Origin of the sequence: Streptomyces sp. A1136, from assembly GCF_004795055.1 — a bacterium.
Taxonomy (GTDB): domain Bacteria; phylum Actinomycetota; class Actinomycetes; order Streptomycetales; family Streptomycetaceae; genus Streptomyces.
Genome location: NZ_SSBJ01000005.1, coordinates 205728 through 227061, shown reverse-complemented (window position 1 = coordinate 227061; position 21334 = coordinate 205728). Strand labels below are relative to the sequence as shown.

At 72.5% G+C, this 21334-nt stretch carries 25 protein-coding genes; 11 read left to right on the top strand and 14 right to left on the bottom strand.

Annotated elements, in window-relative coordinates; translation table 11 throughout:
• Nucleotides 1-123 precede the first annotated feature (123 nt).
• Nucleotides 124-951: a TIGR02452 family protein gene (locus E6R62_RS07105; protein WP_168713993.1), complete on the top strand. Its 828-nt coding sequence runs from the start codon at nucleotides 124-126 to the stop codon at nucleotides 949-951.
• 239 nt (nucleotides 952-1190) lie between these two features.
• Nucleotides 1191-2342, top strand: coding sequence for a hypothetical protein (locus E6R62_RS07100; protein ID WP_136212428.1), 1152 nt, complete (start codon nucleotides 1191-1193; stop codon nucleotides 2340-2342).
• Nucleotides 2343-2435: 93 nt separating this feature from the next.
• Here E6R62_RS07100 and E6R62_RS07095 read toward each other — a convergent pair whose 3' ends face one another.
• Together E6R62_RS07095 and E6R62_RS07090 are read right to left on the bottom strand one after the other, a co-directional pair.
• Nucleotides 2436-2918: a type II toxin-antitoxin system PemK/MazF family toxin gene (locus tag E6R62_RS07095; RefSeq protein WP_136212427.1), complete on the bottom strand. Its 483-nt coding sequence runs from the start codon at nucleotides 2916-2918 to the stop codon at nucleotides 2436-2438.
• Nucleotides 2919-3023: 105 nt separating this feature from the next.
• Nucleotides 3024-3488 (bottom strand): nuclear transport factor 2 family protein, encoded by a 465-nt coding sequence (locus E6R62_RS07090; protein WP_136212426.1) that lies wholly within the window; start codon nucleotides 3486-3488, stop codon nucleotides 3024-3026.
• Between the two features lie 82 nt (nucleotides 3489-3570).
• Here E6R62_RS07090 and E6R62_RS07085 point away from each other — a divergent pair, with 82 nt between their 5' ends.
• Nucleotides 3571-4122, top strand: coding sequence for a PadR family transcriptional regulator (locus E6R62_RS07085; protein WP_136212425.1), 552 nt, complete (start codon nucleotides 3571-3573; stop codon nucleotides 4120-4122).
• A 277-nt stretch (nucleotides 4123-4399) separates the two neighbouring features.
• On the opposite strand, the gene E6R62_RS07080 is transcribed toward E6R62_RS07085, so the two are convergent.
• Nucleotides 4400-5179 carry a MerR family transcriptional regulator gene (locus tag E6R62_RS07080; protein WP_206308672.1) on the bottom strand — a complete coding sequence of 260 codons (780 nt, stop codon included), beginning with the start codon at nucleotides 5177-5179 and terminating at the stop codon, nucleotides 4400-4402.
• 4 nt (nucleotides 5180-5183) lie between these two features.
• On the opposite strand from E6R62_RS07080, the gene E6R62_RS07075 reads away from it, so the two are divergent.
• The gene (locus tag E6R62_RS07075) at nucleotides 5184-5699 is read left to right on the top strand and encodes a DUF6194 family protein (protein WP_136212499.1); all 516 of its coding nucleotides are present in this window, start codon (nucleotides 5184-5186) and stop codon (nucleotides 5697-5699) included.
• Nucleotides 5700-5910: 211 nt separating this feature from the next.
• Here E6R62_RS07075 and E6R62_RS40710 read toward each other — a convergent pair whose 3' ends face one another.
• From E6R62_RS40710 to E6R62_RS07065, 3 genes are all read right to left on the bottom strand, one after another.
• A complete protein-coding gene (locus E6R62_RS40710) occupies nucleotides 5911-6291 on the bottom strand; it encodes a hypothetical protein (protein WP_240801524.1) in 381 nt (126 codons plus the stop codon).
• Nucleotides 6254-6505, bottom strand: coding sequence for an alpha/beta fold hydrolase (locus E6R62_RS40705; RefSeq protein ID WP_240801523.1), 252 nt, complete (start codon nucleotides 6503-6505; stop codon nucleotides 6254-6256). The genes E6R62_RS40710 and E6R62_RS40705 overlap by 38 nt, the downstream gene beginning before the upstream one ends.
• Before the next feature lie 132 nt (nucleotides 6506-6637).
• A complete protein-coding gene (locus E6R62_RS07065) occupies nucleotides 6638-6826 on the bottom strand; it encodes a hypothetical protein (protein WP_206308671.1) in 189 nt (62 codons plus the stop codon).
• Between the two features lie 110 nt (nucleotides 6827-6936).
• On the opposite strand from E6R62_RS07065, the gene E6R62_RS07060 reads away from it, so the two are divergent.
• The 6 genes from E6R62_RS07060 (at nucleotide 6937) to E6R62_RS07035 (ending at nucleotide 13969) form a co-directional block, all read left to right on the top strand.
• Complete coding sequence (locus E6R62_RS07060; protein WP_136212423.1) at nucleotides 6937-8022, top strand: LacI family DNA-binding transcriptional regulator; 1086 nt, start codon at nucleotides 6937-6939, stop codon at nucleotides 8020-8022.
• Nucleotides 8023-8237: 215 nt separating this feature from the next.
• Nucleotides 8238-9437 (top strand): thiolase family protein, encoded by a 1200-nt coding sequence (locus E6R62_RS07055; RefSeq protein ID WP_136212422.1) that lies wholly within the window; start codon nucleotides 8238-8240, stop codon nucleotides 9435-9437.
• A 216-nt stretch (nucleotides 9438-9653) separates the two neighbouring features.
• A complete protein-coding gene (locus E6R62_RS07050) occupies nucleotides 9654-11093 on the top strand; it encodes an aldehyde dehydrogenase family protein (RefSeq protein WP_136212421.1) in 1440 nt (479 codons plus the stop codon).
• 114 nt (nucleotides 11094-11207) lie between these two features.
• Nucleotides 11208-11633, top strand: a complete 426-nt coding sequence (locus E6R62_RS07045) for a co-chaperone YbbN (RefSeq protein WP_136212420.1) — start codon at nucleotides 11208-11210, stop codon at nucleotides 11631-11633.
• Between the two features lie 39 nt (nucleotides 11634-11672).
• On the top strand, nucleotides 11673-13103 hold the full coding sequence (locus E6R62_RS07040; protein WP_136212419.1) for an NAD(P)/FAD-dependent oxidoreductase: 1431 nt from the start codon (nucleotides 11673-11675) through the stop codon (nucleotides 13101-13103).
• Nucleotides 13104-13204: 101 nt separating this feature from the next.
• Nucleotides 13205-13969, top strand: coding sequence for a metallophosphoesterase (locus E6R62_RS07035; protein WP_136212418.1), 765 nt, complete (start codon nucleotides 13205-13207; stop codon nucleotides 13967-13969).
• On the opposite strand, the gene E6R62_RS07030 is transcribed toward E6R62_RS07035, so the two are convergent.
• The 7 genes from E6R62_RS07030 to E6R62_RS07000 form a co-directional block, all read right to left on the bottom strand.
• Complete coding sequence (locus E6R62_RS07030) at nucleotides 13942-14247, bottom strand: DUF2087 domain-containing protein (protein WP_136212417.1); 306 nt, start codon at nucleotides 14245-14247, stop codon at nucleotides 13942-13944. The two genes, E6R62_RS07035 and E6R62_RS07030, sit on opposite strands and share 28 nt — an antisense overlap.
• Before the next feature lie 122 nt (nucleotides 14248-14369).
• Nucleotides 14370-15020: a hypothetical protein gene (locus E6R62_RS07025; RefSeq protein ID WP_136212416.1), complete on the bottom strand. Its 651-nt coding sequence runs from the start codon at nucleotides 15018-15020 to the stop codon at nucleotides 14370-14372.
• Nucleotides 15017-15544 (bottom strand): DUF6114 domain-containing protein, encoded by a 528-nt coding sequence (locus E6R62_RS07020; RefSeq protein ID WP_240801522.1) that lies wholly within the window; start codon nucleotides 15542-15544, stop codon nucleotides 15017-15019. The genes E6R62_RS07025 and E6R62_RS07020 overlap by 4 nt, the downstream gene beginning before the upstream one ends.
• On the bottom strand, nucleotides 15535-16077 hold the full coding sequence (locus E6R62_RS07015; RefSeq protein WP_240801521.1) for a DUF6230 family protein: 543 nt from the start codon (nucleotides 16075-16077) through the stop codon (nucleotides 15535-15537). Before E6R62_RS07015 ends, E6R62_RS07020 begins: the two co-directional genes overlap by 10 nt.
• Nucleotides 16078-16305: 228 nt before the next feature.
• Entirely contained in the window at nucleotides 16306-17103 is a 798-nt protein-coding gene (locus E6R62_RS07010) for a MerR family transcriptional regulator (protein WP_240801520.1), read from the bottom strand.
• A gap of 39 nt (nucleotides 17104-17142) precedes the next feature.
• Nucleotides 17143-18381, bottom strand: a complete 1239-nt coding sequence (locus E6R62_RS07005; protein WP_168713992.1) for a methyltransferase — start codon at nucleotides 18379-18381, stop codon at nucleotides 17143-17145.
• 85 nt (nucleotides 18382-18466) lie between these two features.
• The gene (locus E6R62_RS07000; protein WP_136212414.1) at nucleotides 18467-18856 is read right to left on the bottom strand and encodes a tetratricopeptide repeat protein; all 390 of its coding nucleotides are present in this window, start codon (nucleotides 18854-18856) and stop codon (nucleotides 18467-18469) included.
• Nucleotides 18857-18964: 108 nt separating this feature from the next.
• Between E6R62_RS07000 and E6R62_RS06995 the strand changes: the two genes are divergently transcribed.
• Nucleotides 18965-19930: a pirin family protein gene (locus tag E6R62_RS06995; RefSeq protein ID WP_136212413.1), complete on the top strand. Its 966-nt coding sequence runs from the start codon at nucleotides 18965-18967 to the stop codon at nucleotides 19928-19930.
• A 24-nt stretch (nucleotides 19931-19954) separates the two neighbouring features.
• Here the strand turns inward: E6R62_RS06995 and E6R62_RS06990 are convergent, their stop codons facing one another.
• Nucleotides 19955-21268 carry a diacylglycerol kinase family protein gene (locus E6R62_RS06990; RefSeq protein WP_136212496.1) on the bottom strand — a complete coding sequence of 438 codons (1314 nt, stop codon included), beginning with the start codon at nucleotides 21266-21268 and terminating at the stop codon, nucleotides 19955-19957.
• Nucleotides 21269-21334 lie beyond the last annotated feature (66 nt).

The following is a 21334-nucleotide window of genomic DNA, read 5'->3' as shown; positions in this document are numbered from 1 at the left end:
ACCGGAACCTCATCTTCTGTCGTCGGACGTCCCTGTAGACGGCTCGGATGTCACCCGTCCCTACCCCGCCCCCGCAGCAAAAAATCCCTTGCCGCGGCGAGTCCAGCACCGCAGGATCACGCCTTGAGCAGCAGATTGCGTGGCATCGCGCGGCACAACTCGGTCATCTTGGCGGCCGGCGGATACCGGACGCGTTCCGGGCGCCAGGTCTCCCTGGCCGCCGCCCTGACGGAAGCCAGGGCGGGAACCAGAATATATGGACCAAACCAGGTCATTCCAGACGAGGAGCCGGCGGCCGGCTCCGTCCGGACCGTGGTCGAGGTCACGGGGGAGAGCAGTACGGCCGCGGCCCGCAGGCTCGCCGGCGACCCGGGCTCGGGGGCCGCCGTGGCGGTCCTCAATTTCGCCTCGGCCCGCAATCCCGGCGGTGGGATACGTGCTCGGGGCCAAGGCCAGGAGGAGGCGCTGTGCCGCGCCTCGGCGCTCTACGAGACCCTGCTGGAGGCGCCGGAGTACTACGAGACGCACCGCGCCGGCCGGAGCACCTTCTACACCGACCGGGTGATTCACTCGCCCGGGGTCCCCGTCTTCCGCGACGACCGGGGCGAACTCCTGGAGGCCCCGTTCCGGGTCGGATTCCTCACCTCTCCCGCGCCCAACGCGGGCACCATCCGCCGCCAGGAGCCGGAGCGCGCCCACGAGATCCCGGCCGCCCTCGCCCGCCGGGCGGAACGGGTGCCGGAGGTCGCCGCACTCCACCGCCACCGGCGGCTGGTGCTGGGCGCGTGGGGGTGCGGGGTGTTCCGCAACGACCCGGCGGAGGTGGCGGAGGCCTTCCGGGGGCTGCTCGCGGGGCGCTTCGAGGACGTATTCGAGCAGGTGGTGTTCGGGATCCTCGACCGTGACCCGGGACCGAGGGAGGCCTTCGAGCGGGCTTTCGCCGGGTTCTGATCACGCCGGCCCGACGGGGCCGCGCGACCGTCGGCGCAGAGCGTGACGGCAAGCGGCCACCATTCGTATGAATTACCGGAGAGTCCGTACGCGGGTACGGAAACACGCCGGGACCCATGGGCTACCCCTGTCACGTCATGACGGCGCCCCTCACTTCCCTCCCCACTCCACTCCACCACGGCTGGACGCAGGACGACGGCGCGGGGGCCCCGCCTGGGTACTGAGAGGAAGACAAGCGAATGAAGAAGCGTCTCGTGCTCGCCGGATCCGCTGTGGTGGCAAGCCTGGGCCTGGGCGTCGCGGCAGTTCCCGCTGTGGCGCAGCCCCTGACCCTGAACGTGCGGTGCGGTGACGTCGCCGGACTCATCACCGCCGTCACTCAGGCCAACGCCAATCCCGACGGCGGCACGATCTCACTGGCCCACCGCTGTGTCTACCGCTTCACGACCGGCATCGGTTTCAACGCGTTGCCGCCCATCACCAGCCGGGTCACCATCAAGGGTCACGACTCCAGCCTGATCCGGTCCACGTCGATCGCTCCCACCTTCCGACTGCTGAACGTGGCCCCGACCGGCGACCTGACGCTCAGGGGCGTCGTCGTCAACGGGGGCCGCCTCCTCACGCAGAGCGGCGGTGGCATCTTCAACGAGGGCACGCTGCTGCTGGAGGACAGCACCGTATCCGGGAACCAGGCCGTCAACGGCGGCGGCATCTACAACCACAACGGCCGCGTCACCGTGGTCGACAGCAAGATCTTGAACAACATCGCCATCCTCACCCAGGGCGGCGGCCTCTTCAACACCTCGAACGGCAACGCCACCCTGAAGAAGACGACCGTCGCGGGCAACACGGCCAACACCGACGGCGGCGGCATCGAGAACGCCGGCACGCTCCGGGTCCTGGAGCACAGCGTGTTCACGCACAACGAGGCGCACGAACACGACGGCGGGGCCATCGACAACGAGGGCTACGCCACGATCAACGACAGCCGGTTCATCGCGAACTGGGCCGCCCTCGAAGGCGGCGCCATCAACACCGATCTCCGCTCGACGCTGGAGGTCCGCGAAACGGTCTTCGAACTCAACAAGGCCGGTCGCGACGGCGGCGCCATCAACAACGAGTCCCTCACGACACTGGAGAAGAGCAAGGTCGAGAAGAACTCCTCCGGACGGGACGGCGGCGGCATCAACAACGAGACGGCGTCCGCGCGCACGCGCGTGCCCGGTGCCCGGCTCACGCTCATCCACTCCCTCGTCGCGGAGAACCGGGCGGCGGAGGACGGCGGCGGCATCAACAACCAGCAGAACTCGCTCGTCGAGCTCCGGGAGAGCAAGGTCATCCACAACCTGCCCACCAACTGCGCCGGCAACGTCGCGCACTGCGTCGGCTGACCGTAATCCCACCGGCTCCGACGAACGGCCGACGGCCCCGCCCGGGAGACGGGCGGGGCCGTCGGGCCGCGTGACGCGCCGGCGTCCGCTCGGCTACCGCCAGCCGTAACGCTCCCGCAGTCGGTTCACCACCAGCTGGAACCGGCCCCGGTCCAGCGCGCACGCCTCGCGGCGCATGCCCGACTCGTGCACCCGCAGCACCCGGTCCACGTCCACCCAGGACTCCCGCCCCGCGCCGTCCCACGGCCCGGTGCCGATCGGCACCCACTCCCGGTCGTGGTCGTGCCGCTTGCTGGACAACTGCACGGCGAGCAACGTCCGCCGACCCTCCTCGCGCGCCACCACCAGTACCGGCCGGTCCTTGCCGCGCCCGTCGTTCTCCTCGAACGGGACCCAGGTCCAGACGATCTCCCCGGGGTCGGGGTCACCGTCCTTGTCGGGGGCGTACGAGGTCTGCACGGGGCCGATGGCGTGCGGATCGGCCTCGGTGGTGGCGGTGAGACCGCCCCGACCGGGCTGATCGACCCGGTCGGAGCCGTGGCCGTGGTGGTGATCCTGGTGCGAAAGTGCGGTCATGCGGGTGAGGTTACTGCTTTCCGACTCGGACGCGGCGCCCTCGGCGGGCGTGCCCCGGGTGGCCGGGGCGGGGCACGCCCTACGAGGTCGGGGGCGGGGCGTGCCCTACGAGGTCGGGACCAGGCCGTCGGCCACCAGCCCCGCCAGTACCGCCTCGCCCAAAGCCTGGACGGCGGACTGGGGGCGGACCATCACCGTGATGCCCTTGATGCGCTCGTCCGCGTCGAGGTGCAGCAGATCGATGCCGTGGATCTGCTTCCCGTTCACGGTGGCCCGGAAGACCAGCACCGAGGCGGGGTCCTCGGCGGATTCGGCGGCTTCGGCGGCTTCGGTCGGTGTCGCGGCCGTCTCGGGGGCGCCGGCTTCGGCGGTTCCGTCCAACCGTCCGACGTAGCGGAAGTCCTCGAAGGTGCGCAGGAGCACCCCGAACAGCGCGAGGACCATCGCCTTGCCTTCGAACGGAGCGAACTTCACGGGACTGTTGAGTCGTACGTCCTCTGTGAACAGTTCCCCCAGGGAGGCCAGGTCGCGGCTGTCGACGGCGGAGCGGAAGCGGTCGGCGGTGGTCATGGGCACACACTCCTATAATTGATTAGTCATTTTCTTGACTATCATGGGTGTGATCCCCTGACCAGAGGAAGGAAACGGTCCGATGGCTTTGCGCCACGCCGTCCTGGCGGCCCTGCTGGACGAGGAGTTGAGCGGATACCAGCTGGCCAAGGCCTTCGACATGGGCGTGGCGAACTTCTGGCACGCGATGCCGCAGCAGGTCTACGCCGAACTGGTCAAACTCGAACAGGACGGCCTGATCGCGGGCCGCGAGGTGGTGCAGGAAACCCGGCCCAACAAACGCCTGTTCAAGGTGACCCGGTCCGGACTCGACGCACTCGAACGGTTCGCGGAGGCGGCCGGCAAGCCCTCCTTCATCCGTGACGACCTGCTGGTCAAGGTCCAAGCCGCCGACCATGTGGACGCCGAGGCGCTCGTCGCCCAACTCATGGAACGGATCACGTTCGCCGAAGCCAAGATCGAGCTGTTCGACGCCCTCCTGCGCACGATGCGCGGGGACCTCTCGGAGGAGGAGTTCCTCCGCCACGGCAACCGAATCGGCCCCTACCTGACCTGCCTGCGCGGCCTGGACTTCGAACGGGCCAACCGTGCCTGGTACGAGCGCACGGTGCAGGTCCTGCGCGCGCGGGGATGAGGGGGTGGGGTGGTGTTCCACGGGGCGGGGGTTTCGGGGCGGTGTCCCCTTGTCCGGGGTCGGGTGGTGTTGGGGGCTGGAACGGTCGGCAGGTTCCTTGAGTCGGGCGGCGTGGCACGGCCACGGCGCCGCAGATCGCTGCGTGCTCCTCCCGTCAGGCGTCCGCAGCCCGTCGTGGGCCGGACATAGGCCGCCACCGGTCGGTCGCTGTCGGGCTGACGTGCCCTGGCGGTGAACAGACCGCCATCAGAGGGGATGGACGGCGCCGGCCTGCCGGCTACGGGGGTGTACTCGACACCGAGGCGGCGGACATCACGACGGCTGCCAGGTCCGCGCCGGCCTCCATTAGCGCGACGGTCCGCGTGGCGATCTGATCGAGACGGCGGCTCAGGACGCGCCGGGTCTCCTCCGGGCCGCCGATCTCGTGGAGGGAGCCCATGACCTCCCGGACTGCGGGAATGCCGTAACCGGCCCCTCGGAGGGCCGCGACGATCCGGGCCGCCCCGATGGCGGGGAGACCGTAGCGACGTGCTCGAAGTGACGTCACCCGCTCAGGGGTGACGAGTCCTTCCTCCTCCCAGAACCGGAGGGTGGACGGACGCAGACCGAGGGCTGCGGCGAGCTCGGTGATCGTCATGGCGTCCCCCTCCAGCTCGTGGTCCGCGCCGTCCGTCTCCGCCTCGATGGCGCGCAATGCCTCTTGGGCGCGCAGTGCCTCGTCCCGTTCCCGGGCGAGCCGTACGTGCGCCTCGTTGACGGCCGAGGCTGCCTCCGCGATCGGCCGCGTTCTCAGTTCCCCGAGCATCCGCCGTGCCGCCACGGGCCCCACGGCCGCCGCCAGTCCACGGTAGGCGCGCAGCGCCCGCACGTGGAGGGGCGTGTAGGACCGGTACCCGTTGCTTGACCGGGCGGCGGGAGGAATGACGCCGAGCCGCTCCAGATCGCGGACCTGCTGCACCGAGTAACCGGATTCGCGTGCGACATCGACTGTTCGCAGAAGTTCTCGCTCGCGCACGGCCAACCCCACATGAGCACTTGAAGGTAATGCTTGAACCATGAGTATGGAACAGGTCATCACGACCGTGCGGGGCTTCGCCGACGCACTCGTTGTCCTTCCGGAGCCGGGGGGCGACCTCCCCGAGGTGGCCTGGGGGGATGCGTTCTTCTACTACGCCCCCGACGGGCGGCAAGTACCCGGCAACGTCCAGCCGTACGGGACGGTCGTCACCAAGGACTACCCGGACGACACGGCCTCCGACCTTGACGCGCCGGGGCGGTGGAGGGTGAACGTGCAGGTGGACCGTGCCGCTGTGCGGGAGCTCACCGGCGAGGGACCGTATGACTTCGCCGCCGTCGACCGCGTGCTCCCGCACCCGGTGTACGGCGCACTCGGTTGGGTCTGCGTCGTCAATCCCGGTGAGCGGACGGCGGAGACGGTCGTGGCGCTCCTGCGGAGCGCGCACGAAGCCGCGCGTCGCAGGTTCACGAGGCGGCACGCACCGAACGACCAGCCGCACGGCAGCGGGCTCCTCCCGCCCCATGACGGGCTGCGGACGCCTGACGGGAGGAGCGCGTAGCGATCTGCGACGCCGTGGCCGTGCCCCTTCGCTGCGCTCGGGGCCTTTCCGGGGGCTCCGCCCCGTGCCCCGCCCCTGACACTCCGACGGGGCCGGCCACGCCGCCCGCCTCAAGGAACCTGCCGACCGTTCCAGCCCCCAACACCACCGGGCCCCGGACAAGGGGAACACCGCCCCCGAAGCCCCCACCCAACCCACACCACCCCACCAGTCACCTCGGCCTCTTTAGACCCGCTGCCGGGACCGGGCGGATCTCGAAGCCGCGTTGGCGTAGGAGCGTCGCGCGTTCCGGTGAGATCGGGAAGCAGGGGTCGGCGAGCTGGACGAGGGGCGGGACGACCGGTCCCGCCGGGAGGAGGCCGGCACCGGACAGTTCCGTCGGGGACGAGGCCGTGGCATCGTCCCACACCGCCAGGGTCTCCAACTCGATCTCCACGTCGACCTCCTCCCAGCGCGGGTTCATCGCCCGCACCTGTTCCTTGCTCGCCGTCGCCTTGAACCGTGCGAACGCCTGCGGGCCGAACCCTTCCGCCGCGGCCGGGTACCAAGCCGGGTCACAGAAGACGGCACGCTTCGGGTTGAGGCGATCCACCGGCCGGCGACAGCGCGAGGCCGCCGAGGGAATGGCCCAAGGCCAAGTCGGCGCCGGTGGGCAGGGTTTCGATTAAGTCGTCGGCGAAGGCCCGGGGGCTGTACTCACCCCGTCCGCTCACCCCGTGGCCCCGTAGGTCCACGGCGATGACGCGGTAACCGAGCTCGGCCAGGGCGCGACCGCCGTCTCCCCAAGTCCGGCCGTGCAGTATCACTGTGACTTCCCCTCTCGTCGGTGTTCTTGTCGTGGGGCACGTCGCATACGTCGGCGTGCGTGCCAATCGGGCCGTCCGCCATGCGCGGGGAAAGGCGGGCCGCCGCGGGTCACCGCACCCCGCGGATCGGCCTCACCGGGCGCCGACGATCGGGTTGGAGACCGTGGCGAAAACCGCCGGGACCCCCGCGACCAGGCCGAAGTCGGCGACCGTGTGGGCCGGGTCGATGTCCTCGATGTGGAGCGCGAGCAGGATGCCGGCGACGCCCGCACAGCGCGTACAAGGCGGTGTTGCCGAGGGGGAGCAGGGACAGCAGACCACGTAGTTCCTATATTTACACGTGTCAATGAAACGTGTAACCACGGTGTAGCAGTCGTTTCGCGCCATCCGCCGGCCCCCGGACGCAACCGGTCTGGAAAGATGCCGGGGCAATGCCTCAGTCACCGAACATCCCATCCGCGGACATCCGCCCGGCGAACGCCGGTTCGCCGAACGGTCCGGCCGCGTCCGTGCCGGCCCCGTCCGTGCCGGCCCCGTCCGTGCCGACCAGCGCCGATGTCGCCCGCCTCGCCGGCGTGTCACGCGCGACGGTCTCGTACGTGCTGAACAACGCGGAAGCCGTGCGCATCAGCGAGCCGACCCGTCGCAAGGTCCGCGAGGCCGCGGAGGAGTTGGGCTACGTCCCGCACGCCGCCGCCCGCAGCCTGCGCGCCGGGCACACCCGGATCGTGCTGCTGCCGACCTCCCACGTCCCCGTCGGCCGCCTCTACAGCGCCTTCCTCAACGAGCTCCAGTGGGCCCTGCGCCGCCTCGACTACACCGTGGTCCAGTACGGCGGCCTCGGTCTCACCGGCGACGAGACGGCTCGCGCCTGGGCCGAACTCCGCCCGGTCGCGGTGATCTCGCCGGGCGGGATCGCCCTCTCCGCACGCAACGTCGCCACGCTCAAGCGGGCCGGCGCCCGGGCGGTGATCACGCTGGGGCCGGAACGGGTGCCGGGGGCGCACGCGCTGCTCATGGACCAGGCGGAAGTCGGTGCCCGGGCCGCCGCCCACCTCGTCGAGCGGGGCCGGCGCCGGATCGGGGTGATCGTCCCGGAGGAGGAGGGGCTGGGATCGTTCTCGGGCCCCCGGCTGGCCGGCGCCCGCTCGGTGGCCGGCGCCCGGGTGGAGCCGCTGCCGCTGGCCTACACCGAGGAGTCGGCGGCGGCGCTCGCGGCCCGCTGGCGGTCGCTGGGGCTGGAGGCCGCCTTCGCCTTCAACGACGAGTACGCGATGCTCCTGATGCGGGCCCTCCAGGACGCCGGTCTGCGGGTACCCGAGGACGTGGCCGTGATGGGCGCCGACGACCTGCTGCTCGGACGGCTGCTGCGGCCCAGGCTCAGCACCGTCCGGATCGGGATGCCCACCGGGGACCACCTGGCGGCACTGGTCGACCGTGCGGTGCGGGAGCCCTCGGAGATCGCCGAACGGCGCGACCTGATGACGGCCGTGGCGATCCGGCGCGAGTCCACCTGAGCCCGGACCGCCACGGCCGTCCCACCTGTCCCACCCGCCCCACGGATCGCTGACCGCCCTCAGCCCCCTCCGGCCCCCGTGGGCCGTTGACAGGCGGTGATCGGCGGACGGAGACTGCGGGCGCGCCCCATCCGGGCGTGACCGGCGCCGCGCGCCGGCGCCGACACCGGCGCCGGCGCGGCACCGCCCGTACGGATCCGCCCAGGAGAGACCCCATGAGCATCCGCACCGTCCGCGACGTATACGTCGTCGACGCCGTCCGCACCCCGATCGGCAAGTTCGGCGGGGCACTCGCCGGCGTCCGCCCGGACGACCTGGCGGCCCACGTGGTGCGCGCGCTGGTGGACCGTACGCCCGACCTCGACCCGGCCCGTATCGACGACGTCGTCTTCGGCGACGCCAACGGCGCGGGCGAGGATAACCGCGACGTCGCGCGCATGGCGGTGCTGCTCGCCGGGCTGCCCGTGTCCGTCCCCGGGGTCACCGTGAACCGGCTCTGCGGGTCCGGCCTGGAAGCCGTGATCCAGGCCGCACGCGCCATCGCGGTCGGTGACGCCTCCGTCGCCATCGCGGGCGGCGTGGAGTCGATGTCCCGTGCCCCGTGGGTGGTCCAGAAGCCCGAGCGGGCCTTTCCGGCCGGGCACCAGCAGATGTGGTCCACCACCCTGGGGTGGCGGATGACCAACCCCGCCATGCCGGCGGAGTGGACCGGCTCGCTCGGTGAAGGCGCCGAACTCGTCGCGGACAAGTACGCCGTCACGCGCGAGGCGCAGGACCTGTTCGCCCTGGAGAGCCACCGCAAGGCGGCCGCCGCCTGGGCCGGGGGGCTCTACGACACCGAGGTCGTCCCGTACGCGGGCGTGGACCTGGTACGGGACGAGTCCATCCGGGAGGGATCCACGCCGGAGGCCATGGCCCGGTTGAAGCCCGCGTTCCGGACGGACGGCTCCGGCACCGTGACCGCGGGCAACGCCTCACCGCTCAACGACGGGGCGGCGGCCCTGCTGCTGACGGACGAGGCCGGGCTCGCGGCCACCGGTCGGGAGCCGCTGGCCCGCATCAGTGCGAGCGCCGTCACGGGGATCGAGCCGCAGTTGTTCGGGCTCGGCCCGGTGGAGGCCGTCCAGCGGGCGCTCGCCAAGGCCGGCCGGGCTCTGACCGACCTGTCCGTGCTGGAACTCAACGAGGCCTTCGCCGCGCAGGCGTTGGGCTGTCTGGCGGCCTGGCCGGAGCTGGACCCGGCCGTGGTCAACCCGCGCGGCGGCGCGATCGCCATCGGGCACCCGCTCGGCGCGTCGGGCGCCCGGCTGGCGGGCTCCGTCGCACACCAGCTCGCGGCGGCGGGCTCCGGTACGGGTATGGCGGCGCTGTGCATCGGCGTCGGGCAGGGCATCGCGCTGGTCCTGGAGCGCTGAGCCGCCCTTCGGGGCGCAGGCCCCCGGAGTGCCGACCCCTCCGGCGCCGAGCCTCCCGGAGCGTCGGCCGCCCGGAGCGCCGAGTCGGCCGCCCGTCGATCATTTCCGGTCAGGGCGGCCCCTCAACTGCCCAATAACTGAACAGAAGTGCCGCCCCGGGTCTGGCACGATGGCGCGTGCTGCCGCCCCCCATCCCAGACCCGGAGGCCCCGCGCCATGCCGCTCCTCGACCCGACGCTCTGGCAGGACGGACCCACCCTGACCGGCGGCACCGCCCCGGTCGTCGAACCCGCCACCGGGTGTACCCTCGCCACCTTCGACCTCGCCGCGCCCGTCGACGTCGCCGAGGCCGCGGTGCGCGCCCGGGCCGCGCAGCGTGACTGGGCCGGTGCCACCCACCAGGAGCGCGCGGCCGTGCTGCGCCGCGCCGGGGACCTGTTCGCGGCCCACGCCGACGAGTTGCGGGACTGGCTGGTGCGGGAGTCGGGCTCCATACCCGGCAAGGCCGACTTCGAGCTGCACGTCGCCGCGCAGGAGTGCTACGAGGCCGCCGCACTCGCTTCCCGTCCGACCGGCCAGGTCCTGCCCAGCGAGGCGCCCCGGTTGTCCTTCACCCGCCGGGTGCCGGCCGGGGTGGTCGGGGTCATCGCGCCGTTCAACGCGCCGCTGATCCTGTCGATCCGTTCGGTCGCCCCGGCCCTCGCGCTGGGCAACGCGGTGCTCCTCAAGCCCGACCCGCGCACCGCCGTCTGCGGCGGCATCGCCCTCGCCGCGGTGTTCGCCGCGGCGGGGCTCCCGGCGGGGCTGCTGCACGTGCTGCCCGGAGGGGCCGCGACGGGGGCGGCGGTCGTCGCCGATCCCCGGGTGCGGGTGGTGTCGTTCACCGGCTCGACCGCCGCCGGGCGGTCCGTCGGGGAGCTGGCCGGTCGGCACCTCACTCGCGCGCACTTGGAGTTGGGTGGGAACTCGGCCCTCGTCGTGCTTGAGGACGCCGATGTGGAGGCCGCCGTGGCGCAGGCTTCCTGGGGTTCCTTCTTCCACCAGGGCCAGATCTGCATGACGGCGGGGCGCCACCTGGTGCACGCCTCCCTGTACGACGAGTACGTCGAGCGGCTCGCCGCGCGCGCGGAGGCGCTCCTTGTGGGTGACCCGTACCGCGAGCGGGTGCACCTGGGGCCGCTCATCGACCGGGACCAGGTGGAGCGGGTCCATGCCCTGGTGGAGGCGAGTGCCGAGCAGGGCGCCAAGGTGGTGGCGGGCGGCAGCCACCGCGACCTGTTCTACCGGCCGACGGTGCTGGCGGGCGTGTCCGACGACTGCCCCGCCTACACGGAGGAGGTCTTCGGTCCAGTGGCGCCCGTACGGTCCTTCGCGACGGAGGAGGAGGCGGTGGCGCTGGCCTCGGCGGGCCCGTACGGGCTCTCCCTCGGGATCGTCACCTGCGACGCGGCGCACGGGCTCGACCTGGCCGGTCGCATCCCCACCGGTATCGCCCACGTGAACGACCAGACGGTCAACGACGAGGCCGTGGCCCCCTTCGGCGGGGTCGGCGCGTCGGGCACGGGAGCCCGCTTCGGCGGCGAGGCGAACGTCGAAGCCTTCACCGAACTGCGCTGGACCACCCTCCGCTCGACGGCGCCCGCCCATCCGTTCTAGGCCGGCTCCCGCTGCTTGCGCCGGGGATCGCGGGCGGGTCGCCGCGCCGGCGGAATGCGCGGGGCGGATCGTTGGTTCACGCAGGACAACCGGCTATCAGGAGGCTTGGTCACCGTGGCGACAGTCGAGCTCACCAAAGAGAACTTCGACCGGACGGTCAGCGAGAACCCGTTCGTGCTGATCGACTTCTGGGCGGGCTGGTGCCGGCCCTGCCTGCAGTTCGCGCCGGTCTACGAGAAGGTGGCCGAGGCCAACCCGGACCTGCTCTTCGCGAAGGTCGACACCGAGGCGCAGCAGGAGCTGGCCGGCGCCTTCCAGATCACCTCCATCCCGACCCTGATGATCGTCCGGGACCAGGTGGCGATCTTCGCGCAGCCCGGCGCGCTCCCCGAGGCGACGTTGACCGACCTCATCGCGCAGGCCCGCGCCCTGGACATGGACGAGGTCCGGGCCAAGATCGCCTCCTCGGACCGGCCCGAGGGGGCGGATGGCTCCGGCACGGGCGGCGACCAGGGGACTTCCGGCACGCCGGAGGCGTGAAATTACCCGCGGCGGCCGGCTCGCGGCGAGACTGGCCGCATGACTGAAGCGGTGGAATACGACGTGGTAGTGCTCGGCGGGGGACCGGCGGGCGAGAACATCGTGGACCGGACCCGGGCCGCCGGGCTCACCACGGCCCTGGTGGAGAGCGAGCTGGTGGGCGGGGAGTGCTCGTACTGGGCGTGCATCCCGAGCAAGGCGTTGCTGCGCCCGGTGCTGGCCCGGGCCGACGCGCGCAGGGTCCCCGGCCTGGCGGCGGCGGTCGGAGGGCCCCTCGACGCGGAGGCGGTGTACGCCCACCGGGACTACTGGACCGGGGACTGGAAGGACGAGGGCCAAATCGACTGGCTCGACTCCATCGGCGCCCATGTGTACCGGGGCCACGGCCGGCTCTACGGCGTCCGCAAGGTCGCCGTCACAAGCCCCGAGGGCGAGCACCACGTCCTCACGGCCCGCCACGCAGTGGTGGTGGCGACGGGTACCCGAGCCGTGATCCCCAAGCTCCCCGGGATCGCCGGGGCCCGTCCGTGGACCAGTCGGGAGGCGACCTCCGCCCGTCAGGCACCGGGGCGGCTGCTGATCGTCGGCGGCTCGGTGGTCGCCGCCGAGATGGCCACCGCCTGGCAGGCCCTCGGCTCCCGCGTCACCGTCCTCGTACGCGGCTCGGGACTGCTGCCGCGCATGGAGCCGTTCGCCGGGGAACTGGTCGCCGAGGCGTTGCGCGAGGCCGGCGCGGAGATCCGTACGGACGTCGCCGTGGAAGCGGTCGTACGGGACGGGACGACCGGGCCCGTCACCGTCGTGCTGGAGGGCGGCGAGACCGTGGAGGGCGACGAACTGCTGATGGCGACCGGCCGCGCCCCGCGCACCGACGACATCGGGCTCGACACCGTCGGCCTGGTTCCCGGCGACTGGATCGGTGTCGACGACAGCTGCCGGGTCCCCGGCCACGACTGGCTCTACGCCGTCGGGGACGTCAACCACCGCGCACTGCTCACCCACCAGGGCAAGTACCAGGCCCGGATCGCCGGCGCCCTCATCGCCGCCCGCGCGGCCGGCGAGGAACCGGCCGACACCGGCCGCTGGGGCGCGCACACGGCGACCGCCGACACCGCCGCCCTCCCGCAGGCGGTGTTCACCGACCCCGAGGCGGCGGCCGTGGGCCTGACGCTGGCCGAGGCACAGAAGGCGGGCCACCGCGTCCGCGCCGTCGACTACGACCTCGGCAAGGTCTCGGGCGCGGGCCTGTACGCCGACCCGTACCCGGGCCGGGCCCGGATGGTCGTCGACCTGGACCGGGAGGTGCTGCTCGGCGCCACCTTCGTCGGTCCGGGCGCGGCGGAACTCCTGCACGCGGCGACCATCGCCGTCGCGGGCGAGGTGCCGATCAGCCGGCTCTGGCACGCGGTTCCGGCGTTCCCGACGGTCAGCGAGATCTGGTTGAGGCTGCTGGAGACGTACCGCGGCTGACGCGCGGGGAGTTCGGGGCCGCCCGTGATCGATTGGCCCTGGAAGGCGTGCCGCGGGGGCCGGTTGAATGTCGGCACCGACGAACGAAGGAGCCACCGTCCGTGATAGTGATCGCCCACCTCAGCGATGTCCACTTCGACGGGGAGGCGCGGGCCACCGACCGCGCCCGCCTGGTCATGGAGTACCTCGACGGCCTTCCGTACGACCTCGACGCGGTGCTCGTGAGCGGTGACATCGCCGACCACGCCGCCCCCGAGGAGTACGAGGCGGCGCGCAAGGTGCTGCGCTCGCGCCACCCGCTGGTCGTGTGTCCCGGCAACCACGACGAGCGGGTCGCCTTCCGACGGGGCCTGCTCGCCGAGACGGGGCCGACCGCGCGGCCGGTGGACCGGGCCGTGCGCGGCGACGGGTTCGTCCTGGCGGTGTGCGACTCCTCCGTGCCCGGTGAACACCACGGTTTCCTGGAGGAGTCGACGCTGGAGTGGTTGGAGGGGGTACTGGCCGACACCCCGCGGGAGGTGCCCGTCCTGGTCGCCTTCCACCACCCGCCCGTCATCCTGCACATCCCGTACGTGGACGGCATCCGGCAGTTCGGTGAGGAGCGACTCGCCGCGCTCGCCGAACGGCACCCGCACCTCAAGGCGTTCCTGTGCGGTCACGCCCACACCGGGGCCGCCACGACGTTCGCCGGCCGGCCGCTGTTGGTGGCGCCGGGCGTGGTGTCCACGACGCGGCTGCCGTGGGAGGCGCAGAGCGGCCCCGACGAGCATGTCCACCTCGACGAGCCGCCGGTCGTCGCGTTCCACGTGCTGGGCGAGGACGGGCGGCTGACGACCCATTACCGGGTGGTCGTGGACCGCCGGTAGCTGCTGCCGTCCGGAGTACGGGTGAGGTGGCCCGAGGTGATCAGGTAACGCCGCAGGGCCGAGCAGTCCTCGTGCACGGTGCGCAGCGCGGCGTTCACCTCGGGCTCGGTGTACTCCCGCCCCGGGACGAACAGGGTCTCGCCGAGGTGGGCCAGCAACTGCTCGCGCCGGGCCGCCTTGCGCGGGACGGCGGTGAGGCGGCCGTGGGAGAAGAGGTCGTCGACGCCTCGCGGGCGGGACTGCGCGCCCGGAGGCCGGGGTTCGGGGTTCTGTGCCATGTGGTGCAGCTTCGCCCGACCGGCGTCGACCGTGCAACGCATTTGCCGGTGGGGGCGGTCCAGCAGTCGGGCCCGCCGGCCCCGGGCGCTCCGGGACCGGCGGGCCGCTCGCGCGGGGGCGATCAGGGGGCGACGGTGATCTGCTGCGCCGGGTCCGTGGTGTCGGTGACCTTGTAGACGGCGTTGAAGGTGGACGACGTCGCGCTCGTTGGGCAGCCGAACCCGCCGACGACCGTGACCGGCACCGAGGCGTTCGTGAAGGTCAGGGCGGAGGGGGCGCCGTTGGCCCAGGTACCGGCCACGCTCGCCGGGCCCGAGGGGGCGGCCGTGACCGTGCACGTCGCGAGGCCGGTGGTGTGGACGACCAGGCCCCCGGTCGGCACCGTCATGGTCGCGGTGACGGGCGAGCCGTTCTGCATGGACACCGACCAGGCGCCGCTGGTGGTGACCGTCGGGGTCACGCCGGGCATGCTCGACGTACAGGAGCTGTACGTCGGGGCCGAGATCGGCGAGGAGACCGGCCCGGCGGCGTTGTGGTTGCCCGGTGCGGCCGGCACCGTGCCGGTGGAGACGGAGACCGAGCAGGTCACGGTGACCGAGCCGGCCTTGAGGGTGGCCTTGCCGCTGAGCGTGGCCTTGAAGGCGTGCCCGGCCGGGGTGACGGTGGTCGACCCGGCGGGCGATAACGGCGCGGCGGTCGCGGAGGCTGAGGCAACCGTCAGTGCGGCTGCGGCGGCCATCCCGAGGGCGAGGGCGGTGCGCGTACGGCTCATGGCTGTACTCCTTGGGAATCGTGGTGCGGGGTGGGGGAGCGGGTGGGGTCCGCTGTCGCGTCCCGGGCGGGGATGGGGTCACGGGAAGCGGTGGGGTCCGCGGCCTCGGTGGCGTTCGGGGCGTGCGGGGAGCGCGGGGTGGCGTACGGGGCGCGCGGGGCGGAGTAGGGCTGCCAGGCGAAGATCAGCCCGCCGCCGAGGATGCCGAGCAGGGTGCCGATCAAAAAACCGCCGAGGTTCGACAGCACCAGGGCGGCGGTGGCGATCAGAGTGGTGAGGACGCCGGCGAGGGTGCGCTGCTGAGGGGCGAACCACGCCGTCAGCCCGAGGACGATCATGACCACCCCCATCAGGACGGACGGGATGCCCGCCACCCCCTGCTGGAGCATGATCTTCAACGGTGCCAGCGGCAGGACGCAGATCCAGGCCCCGGCGGCGATGGCGGCCAGGCCGCCCCAGAAGGGTCTGCCGCGCCGCCAACGCCGCCACCCCTGCCACGACGGCCGGCGACCTCTCAGAAGCATTCCTTCTTCCCCTTGCTGATTCCCATGCTCAGCCCGGAGAGTTTGAAGGTTCCCGCGTTGGTGGCCCACGCGGTCTGGTGTAGATCGGAGATGGCGACCGTGTCGGCCTGCTGGGCGAACAGGTCCTGCATGCCCACCGCCTCCGCCGGTCCCTTGTCGAGGGTCGACGCGTCGCGGCCGATCTCGATGTTGCTGAACACGGCGTCGCCGGAGAGCTGGGTGGCGTCGACGAACAGGTTGCTCGCCTCCACCGGGTCCTTCCCGCCGGCGGTGAGGTTGAGCGAGATGTCCCCGATGAGGGGGAGGGTGGTCACCACCGACTGGCAGAGGCTGTGGAGCTTGGCCTCCTTGATCGCCGTCACCGCCACGGGGATGAGGCCTTGGCGGGCGTTGACGTCGACGCTGCCGTACTGGGCGAAGCCCTCGCCCTCCAGGCTCTTGGCCGACACCTTGAACTGCTGTCCGGAGACGGCGAAGGAGGCGGCGAGCGCGCCTTGGGCGAGGGCGATCCCGAGGCCGGCGGTCACGGCCACGGCCGGGACGGTCAAGAGGGCGAAACGCCGCCATCGGACCCGTCCGGTACCGGTGCGGTCGTCCTCGCCGGGGGTGTGCCCGGTGCCTGGTGGTTCGGATAAGTTCGGTGAGCTTGCCATGAGATCGTCCCTGTATCTCGGCTGTGCACCTTTGTTACCGACGAGTTGAATGTAAGAGTGCCAATGAAGGTTGGCAAGGTTGCTCGAACGTACCTTTTCGGCCGAGTCCTACTGCCCCGTACGCCGCTCAGGGGCCTGCGCGCGCAGCAGTTCCGCCACCTCCGCCTCGACCCGCCGGGCCATGGCGCGGGCGAACTCGGCGGCCACGACCTCGCCGGCCACCGGCCGCAGCGCCGCGGCCGCCTCGGAGATGTGATCCAGCTGCGTGGCCGAAAGTCGCTCCGTCCCGTCCGGGCCGACGAGGCCGTCCGGACCGATCACGTGTTGCCGGAAGAGCCCCACGAACCGGTCGGCGAGCGCCGCCGCCTGATCCTGTACGAAGTCCCCGGCGTCCAGGATCTCGGCGAGCGGCACGCCCTGGCGCACCAGCGCCAGCGTCGCCTCCAGCAACCGCCGACTGCGGTGCGTGATCCGGTCCCCGTCGATCCATAGGTACCCCAGCTCCGCCGCCCGCCGGGTGTCCTCGGCGGTCGCGGCCGGGCCGAACAGGTCGCGCATCTCGGCCGCCGTCAGGGTGACCGGCTCCTCGTGCTCCCAGTCGCGGGTCATCGCCCGCTCCAGGCCGAGCAGTTGTGACAGGCCGCCGCCCTGCTCCCACGCGTTCAGCAACTCGGCGATGCCGTTGACGGAATAGCCGCGCCCGAGCAGGTCGCTGATCAGCCGCAGCCGCGTCAGGTGGTCGTCGGAATACCAGGCGACCCGTCCCTCACGGCGGGGCGGGGGCAGCAGCCCGCGCTCCTGGTAGTAGCGCAGGTTGCGCACCTTGACGCCGGCCGCGCGCGCCACGTCGTCGCGGCGGTAGCGTCCGCCGGCACTCCGGCCGTCCTGTTCCCCCTGGCTGCCCACGCGCAGGAGTGTAGGACGTACCGGCAGGTCACATGGCCCCTACGGGCGCCGTTCCCGTTCCATCCGCTTGACCGCCCGCAGCACCACGAACTTGGGCTCGCTCGCGGCCACTTCACTGTTGCCGAACAGCCGCTGGAGGTGGGTGTGGTAGCCCATGTGGCGGTTGGCTACCACCCACAGCTCGCCGCCGGGCCGCAGCACCTTGCGGGACTGGGCGAACATCCGCAGCGCGGTCGCGTCCGTGGTGGCCTGGTGGGAGTGGAACGGCGGGTTGCACAGGACGAGGTCCACCGATGCGGGGTCCAGCATGGCGACGCCGTCGCCCACGAGGAAGTCGGCCCGATCCCGGTCCCGCGTCACGTTGGCGCGGAAGGTGGCCTTCGCCGAGGCGATCGCCTGGTACGACTCGTCGGTGAACACGACCTCGGCCCGGGGGTCGGCGACCGCGACCGCGGTGCCGACGACGCCGTTGCCGCAGCCCAGGTCCACGACACGGGCGCCGTTGGTGTTGTTAGGGATGGACCGCAGGAAGAAGCGGGTGCCCACGTCGAGCCGGTCCGCGCAGAAGATGCCCGCGTGGTTGACCACGGTCAGGCCGGCCCCCGAGCCGCCCTCCGCGTCGACGGTGTAGGTCACCGGCCAGGGGTCGGCGGACGCGCCGGCCGTTCCCGAGGTGCCCGCCGTGGCCGCCGTTCCTGCCGTGGCCGCCGTGCTCGGCGTGCAGAAGATCAGCCGGGCCTTCTTCTCGGCGAGCGAGGTCTTCGTCGGCCCGAGAATCCGCTCGAAGAGGCGCAGCGTGGAGGTGTGGATCTCCTTGACCATGCCGGTGCCCACCACGACGCTGTCCGCGTGCAGCCGCGGCGCCAGCCGGTGGAGCTGGTCCTCCAGCAGCGCCAGGCTCTTGGGCACCCGGACCAGCAGCACATCGATCCGGGCGGGCGGCTCGTCCTGCGTGGTCAGCAGGGTCACCGTGTCCTTGGCGGTGCCGATCCCGGCCCGGTCCAGGTTGGCCATGGTGGCCGAGCGGGTCAGGGAGGAATCGGTGATCTGCGTCGGGTGGTGGGCGGCCAGGGCCGTCGTCAGCGCGCCCCAGCGGTCGCCGAGCACGGTGATCTGCCGGCCGCCGCCGAGGTCCACCGGTCCGCGATCCCCCGTCCCGGAGGCGAGGTGGTGCAGCAGGTACTCGTCGGCCGCGTCCCAGGCACGCAGCCGGTCGCGCGGGTCCTGGGGGAAGCGGGTGAGCTCGTAGGAGCCGAAAGGCGTGGTCAGACGGTTCATATTGGCCCCAGGCTATCCGAGACGGCCGCCCGGCCCCCAATGGACGGGGCCGGGCGGGCGCGGGACTGGCGCCGCGGGCGGCGTACTAGGCCGGCGGCTCGCCCGCCATCGCGGCGGCCATCCGCAGGTACGGGGCCGCCTCGGCGGCGCGGCCCTGGCGCTCCAGGGTCCGCCCGAGCATCAGCTGCGCGTAGTCCTCCACCGGCCAGCGCTCCAGGATGGCCCGCAGTTCCTCCTCGGCGCGCGAGAGCTGGGCGGAGTGGTAGTAGGCGCGGGCCAGCAGCAGCCGGGGCGCGAGCTGCTCCGGGACCTCGGCGGTCAGCGTGGCCAGGACCCGGGCCGCGTTCGCGTACTCCTTCGCCTCGAAGAAGAGGCCGCCCCGCTCCCAGCGCTCCGCCGCCGTGCCGTGTCCGTAGTACGCGTCCCGCGCCTCGTGCACGGCGTCCCGCGTGTCCCGGACCTCCTTGGCGTCCATGACCCGCTCCTTCCGCCGTTCCGGTGGTGTGTCCGGTCCCTCCAACGCGGCGGCGTCCCCGCGCATTCCGTGGAACGAAGCGGCCCCGGCGGTACTAAGTTGTGCGGTATGAGCAATCTCGATCGCCAGCCCGCTCTCTCCGTCTGCGGCGGCCGCGGTTTCGTCGTCGCCGAGCCGGTACGCGAGCTCCTCAGCCCGCGCAAGGTCAAGCTCGGTGAGTCCACCGAGGTCCGCCGGCTGCTGCCCAACCTGGGCCGCCGGATGGTGGGCGCCTGGTGCTTCGTCGACCACTACGGCCCCGACGACATCGCCGACGAGCCCGGCATGCAGGTCGCGCCCCACCCGCACTGCGGCCTGCAGACCGTGAGCTGGCTGCACGAGGGGGAGGTCCTGCACCGTGACAGCGTGGGCAGCCTCGCCACGATCCGCCCCCGCGAGCTGGGCCTGATGACCTCGGGCCGCGGCATCAGCCACTCCGAGGAGAGCCCGCGCCCGCACGCCCGGCTCCTGCACGGCGCCCAGCTGTGGGTGGCCCTCCCGGACGCCCACCGCGACGTGGCCCCGCACTTCCAGCACCACGCGGACCTGCCCCGGGTCACGGCCCCGGGCCTGACCGCGACGGTCATCCTGGGCACCCTGGACAAGGCCACCTCGCCGGGCACGGCCTACACCCCCATCGTGGGCGCGGACCTCGCCCTGACGGCGGGCACCGAAACCCGGCTGCCGCTCGACCCGGACTTCGAGTACGCGGTCCTGTCGATGTCGGGCGAGACCCATGTGGACGGCGTCCCGCTCCTGCCGGGCTCGATGCTCTACCTCGGCTGCGGCCGCACGGAACTGCCCCTGCGGGCCTCCTCGGACGCGGGCGTCATGCTCCTGGGCGGCGAACCGTTCGAGGAGGAGATCGTCATGTTCTGGAACTGGATCGGCCGGTCCCACGAGGAGATCGCGCGGGCCCGCGAGGACTGGATGGACGGCACCCGCTTCGGCGAGGTGAAGGGCTATGACGGCCCGCCGATCCCCGCTCCGCAACTCCCGCCCACACACCTCAAGCCGCGGGGACGGGTGCGCTGAGCCGCCGACAGGCGGCGGAGGGGGTCAGGCGGTCGGGGGGCTCTGGCTCGGGCCCGCGGTGTGGTTCGTGCCGAGGGCCAGTCCGCGTACCCTGGCCCAGTTCATGGGGACGGCCCCGCGGTTGCCGGGCCGGCGCCTGGGCACCAGCACGCGCAGCGCACCGGGCTCCACGCGGCAGCGTACGGGTGCCGGCATCGTGAGCGACTCCCCGTCGATCCCGACGGGGACGAGCGGTGCGTCCGCTTCCACCACCACCTCGCGGGCCGTCGTCGCCGTCAACCCCGCGAAGTTCCGGCCGCGCAGGACGCCGGCGGCCTGGGCGGCGTTGTCCACCTTCACCCCGAGGACGCCGAGGCGACCGGAGTCGAGGCGGGGGCGCCGGCCGAGGCCGGCCGGGTCACCCGTGCCGTAGGGGTTGTTGCTCACCAGCACGGCCTGGGGCTCCTCGACCGCGGTGCCGTCGTCGGCGCGCACCGTCAGCCGGGGCCCCGTCTGGTGGGCCAGCAGGTCCGGCAGCAGGCCCAGCGTCGTACGGATCTTGTCGTCGCGGTACGCGGGGTCCTGCACCACCTCCGCGTAGGTTCCGAACGAGGCGTTGTTGACGAAGGTCCGGTCCCCGATGCGACCGAGGTCCACCCGGAGTTCGACCCCGTCGGTCAGCGCGTCCAGACAGGTGGCCGGGTCCTGTCGGTCCAGCCCGAGATCCATGGCGAAATGGTTGCGCGTGCCGGCACTGATGACCAGGAACGGCACGTCGCGCTCCGCCGCGACGGCGGCGACCAGGGCCTGGGTGCCGTCGCCGCCGGCCACGCCGACCAGATCGGCGCCACGGTCCAGGGCGCCGCGCGCGAGGGCGGTGACGTCCTGGTGGTGCTCCGGGTCGAGCAACACCACCTCCGCGCCCAGCGCCTCGGCCTTCTCCCGGAGGTGGTGGGCACCCACCTTTCCGCCCCCGGACAGGGGATTCATGATCAGGAACGGGTGTCGCGGCGGCCGTGCCGGACGCCCCGGCATCCTCGACCGCGCCTCATCGGCCAACGCCGCCCGCCCGGCCGCCACGGCCGACGCCCACAGGGCCAGCGAGCACAGCACCACCCACAGGAGTCCCGTGTACGCGTAGGCGACCACCAGCGCCACGGGGGCGGCGAGGCCGACCGCCAGGGAGAGCCACCGGACCGGCCCGCGGTGTGCCAGGAACAGCCAACCCGAGGCGGCGGTGACGGCCACCCCGGCCAGCCCCACCGCTATCAGGACGAAGCTGCGGAACCCGGCGAAGACCAGCATGACGACGAGCGCCGCCGCACCGGACAGCAGGGCCGCTCGGGCCTTGGCGTGCATGCTCACGCTGCCACCTCCCGTCCGGGGTAGAACCCGTACGGCCACCGTACTGCGGACGCGTCGTCG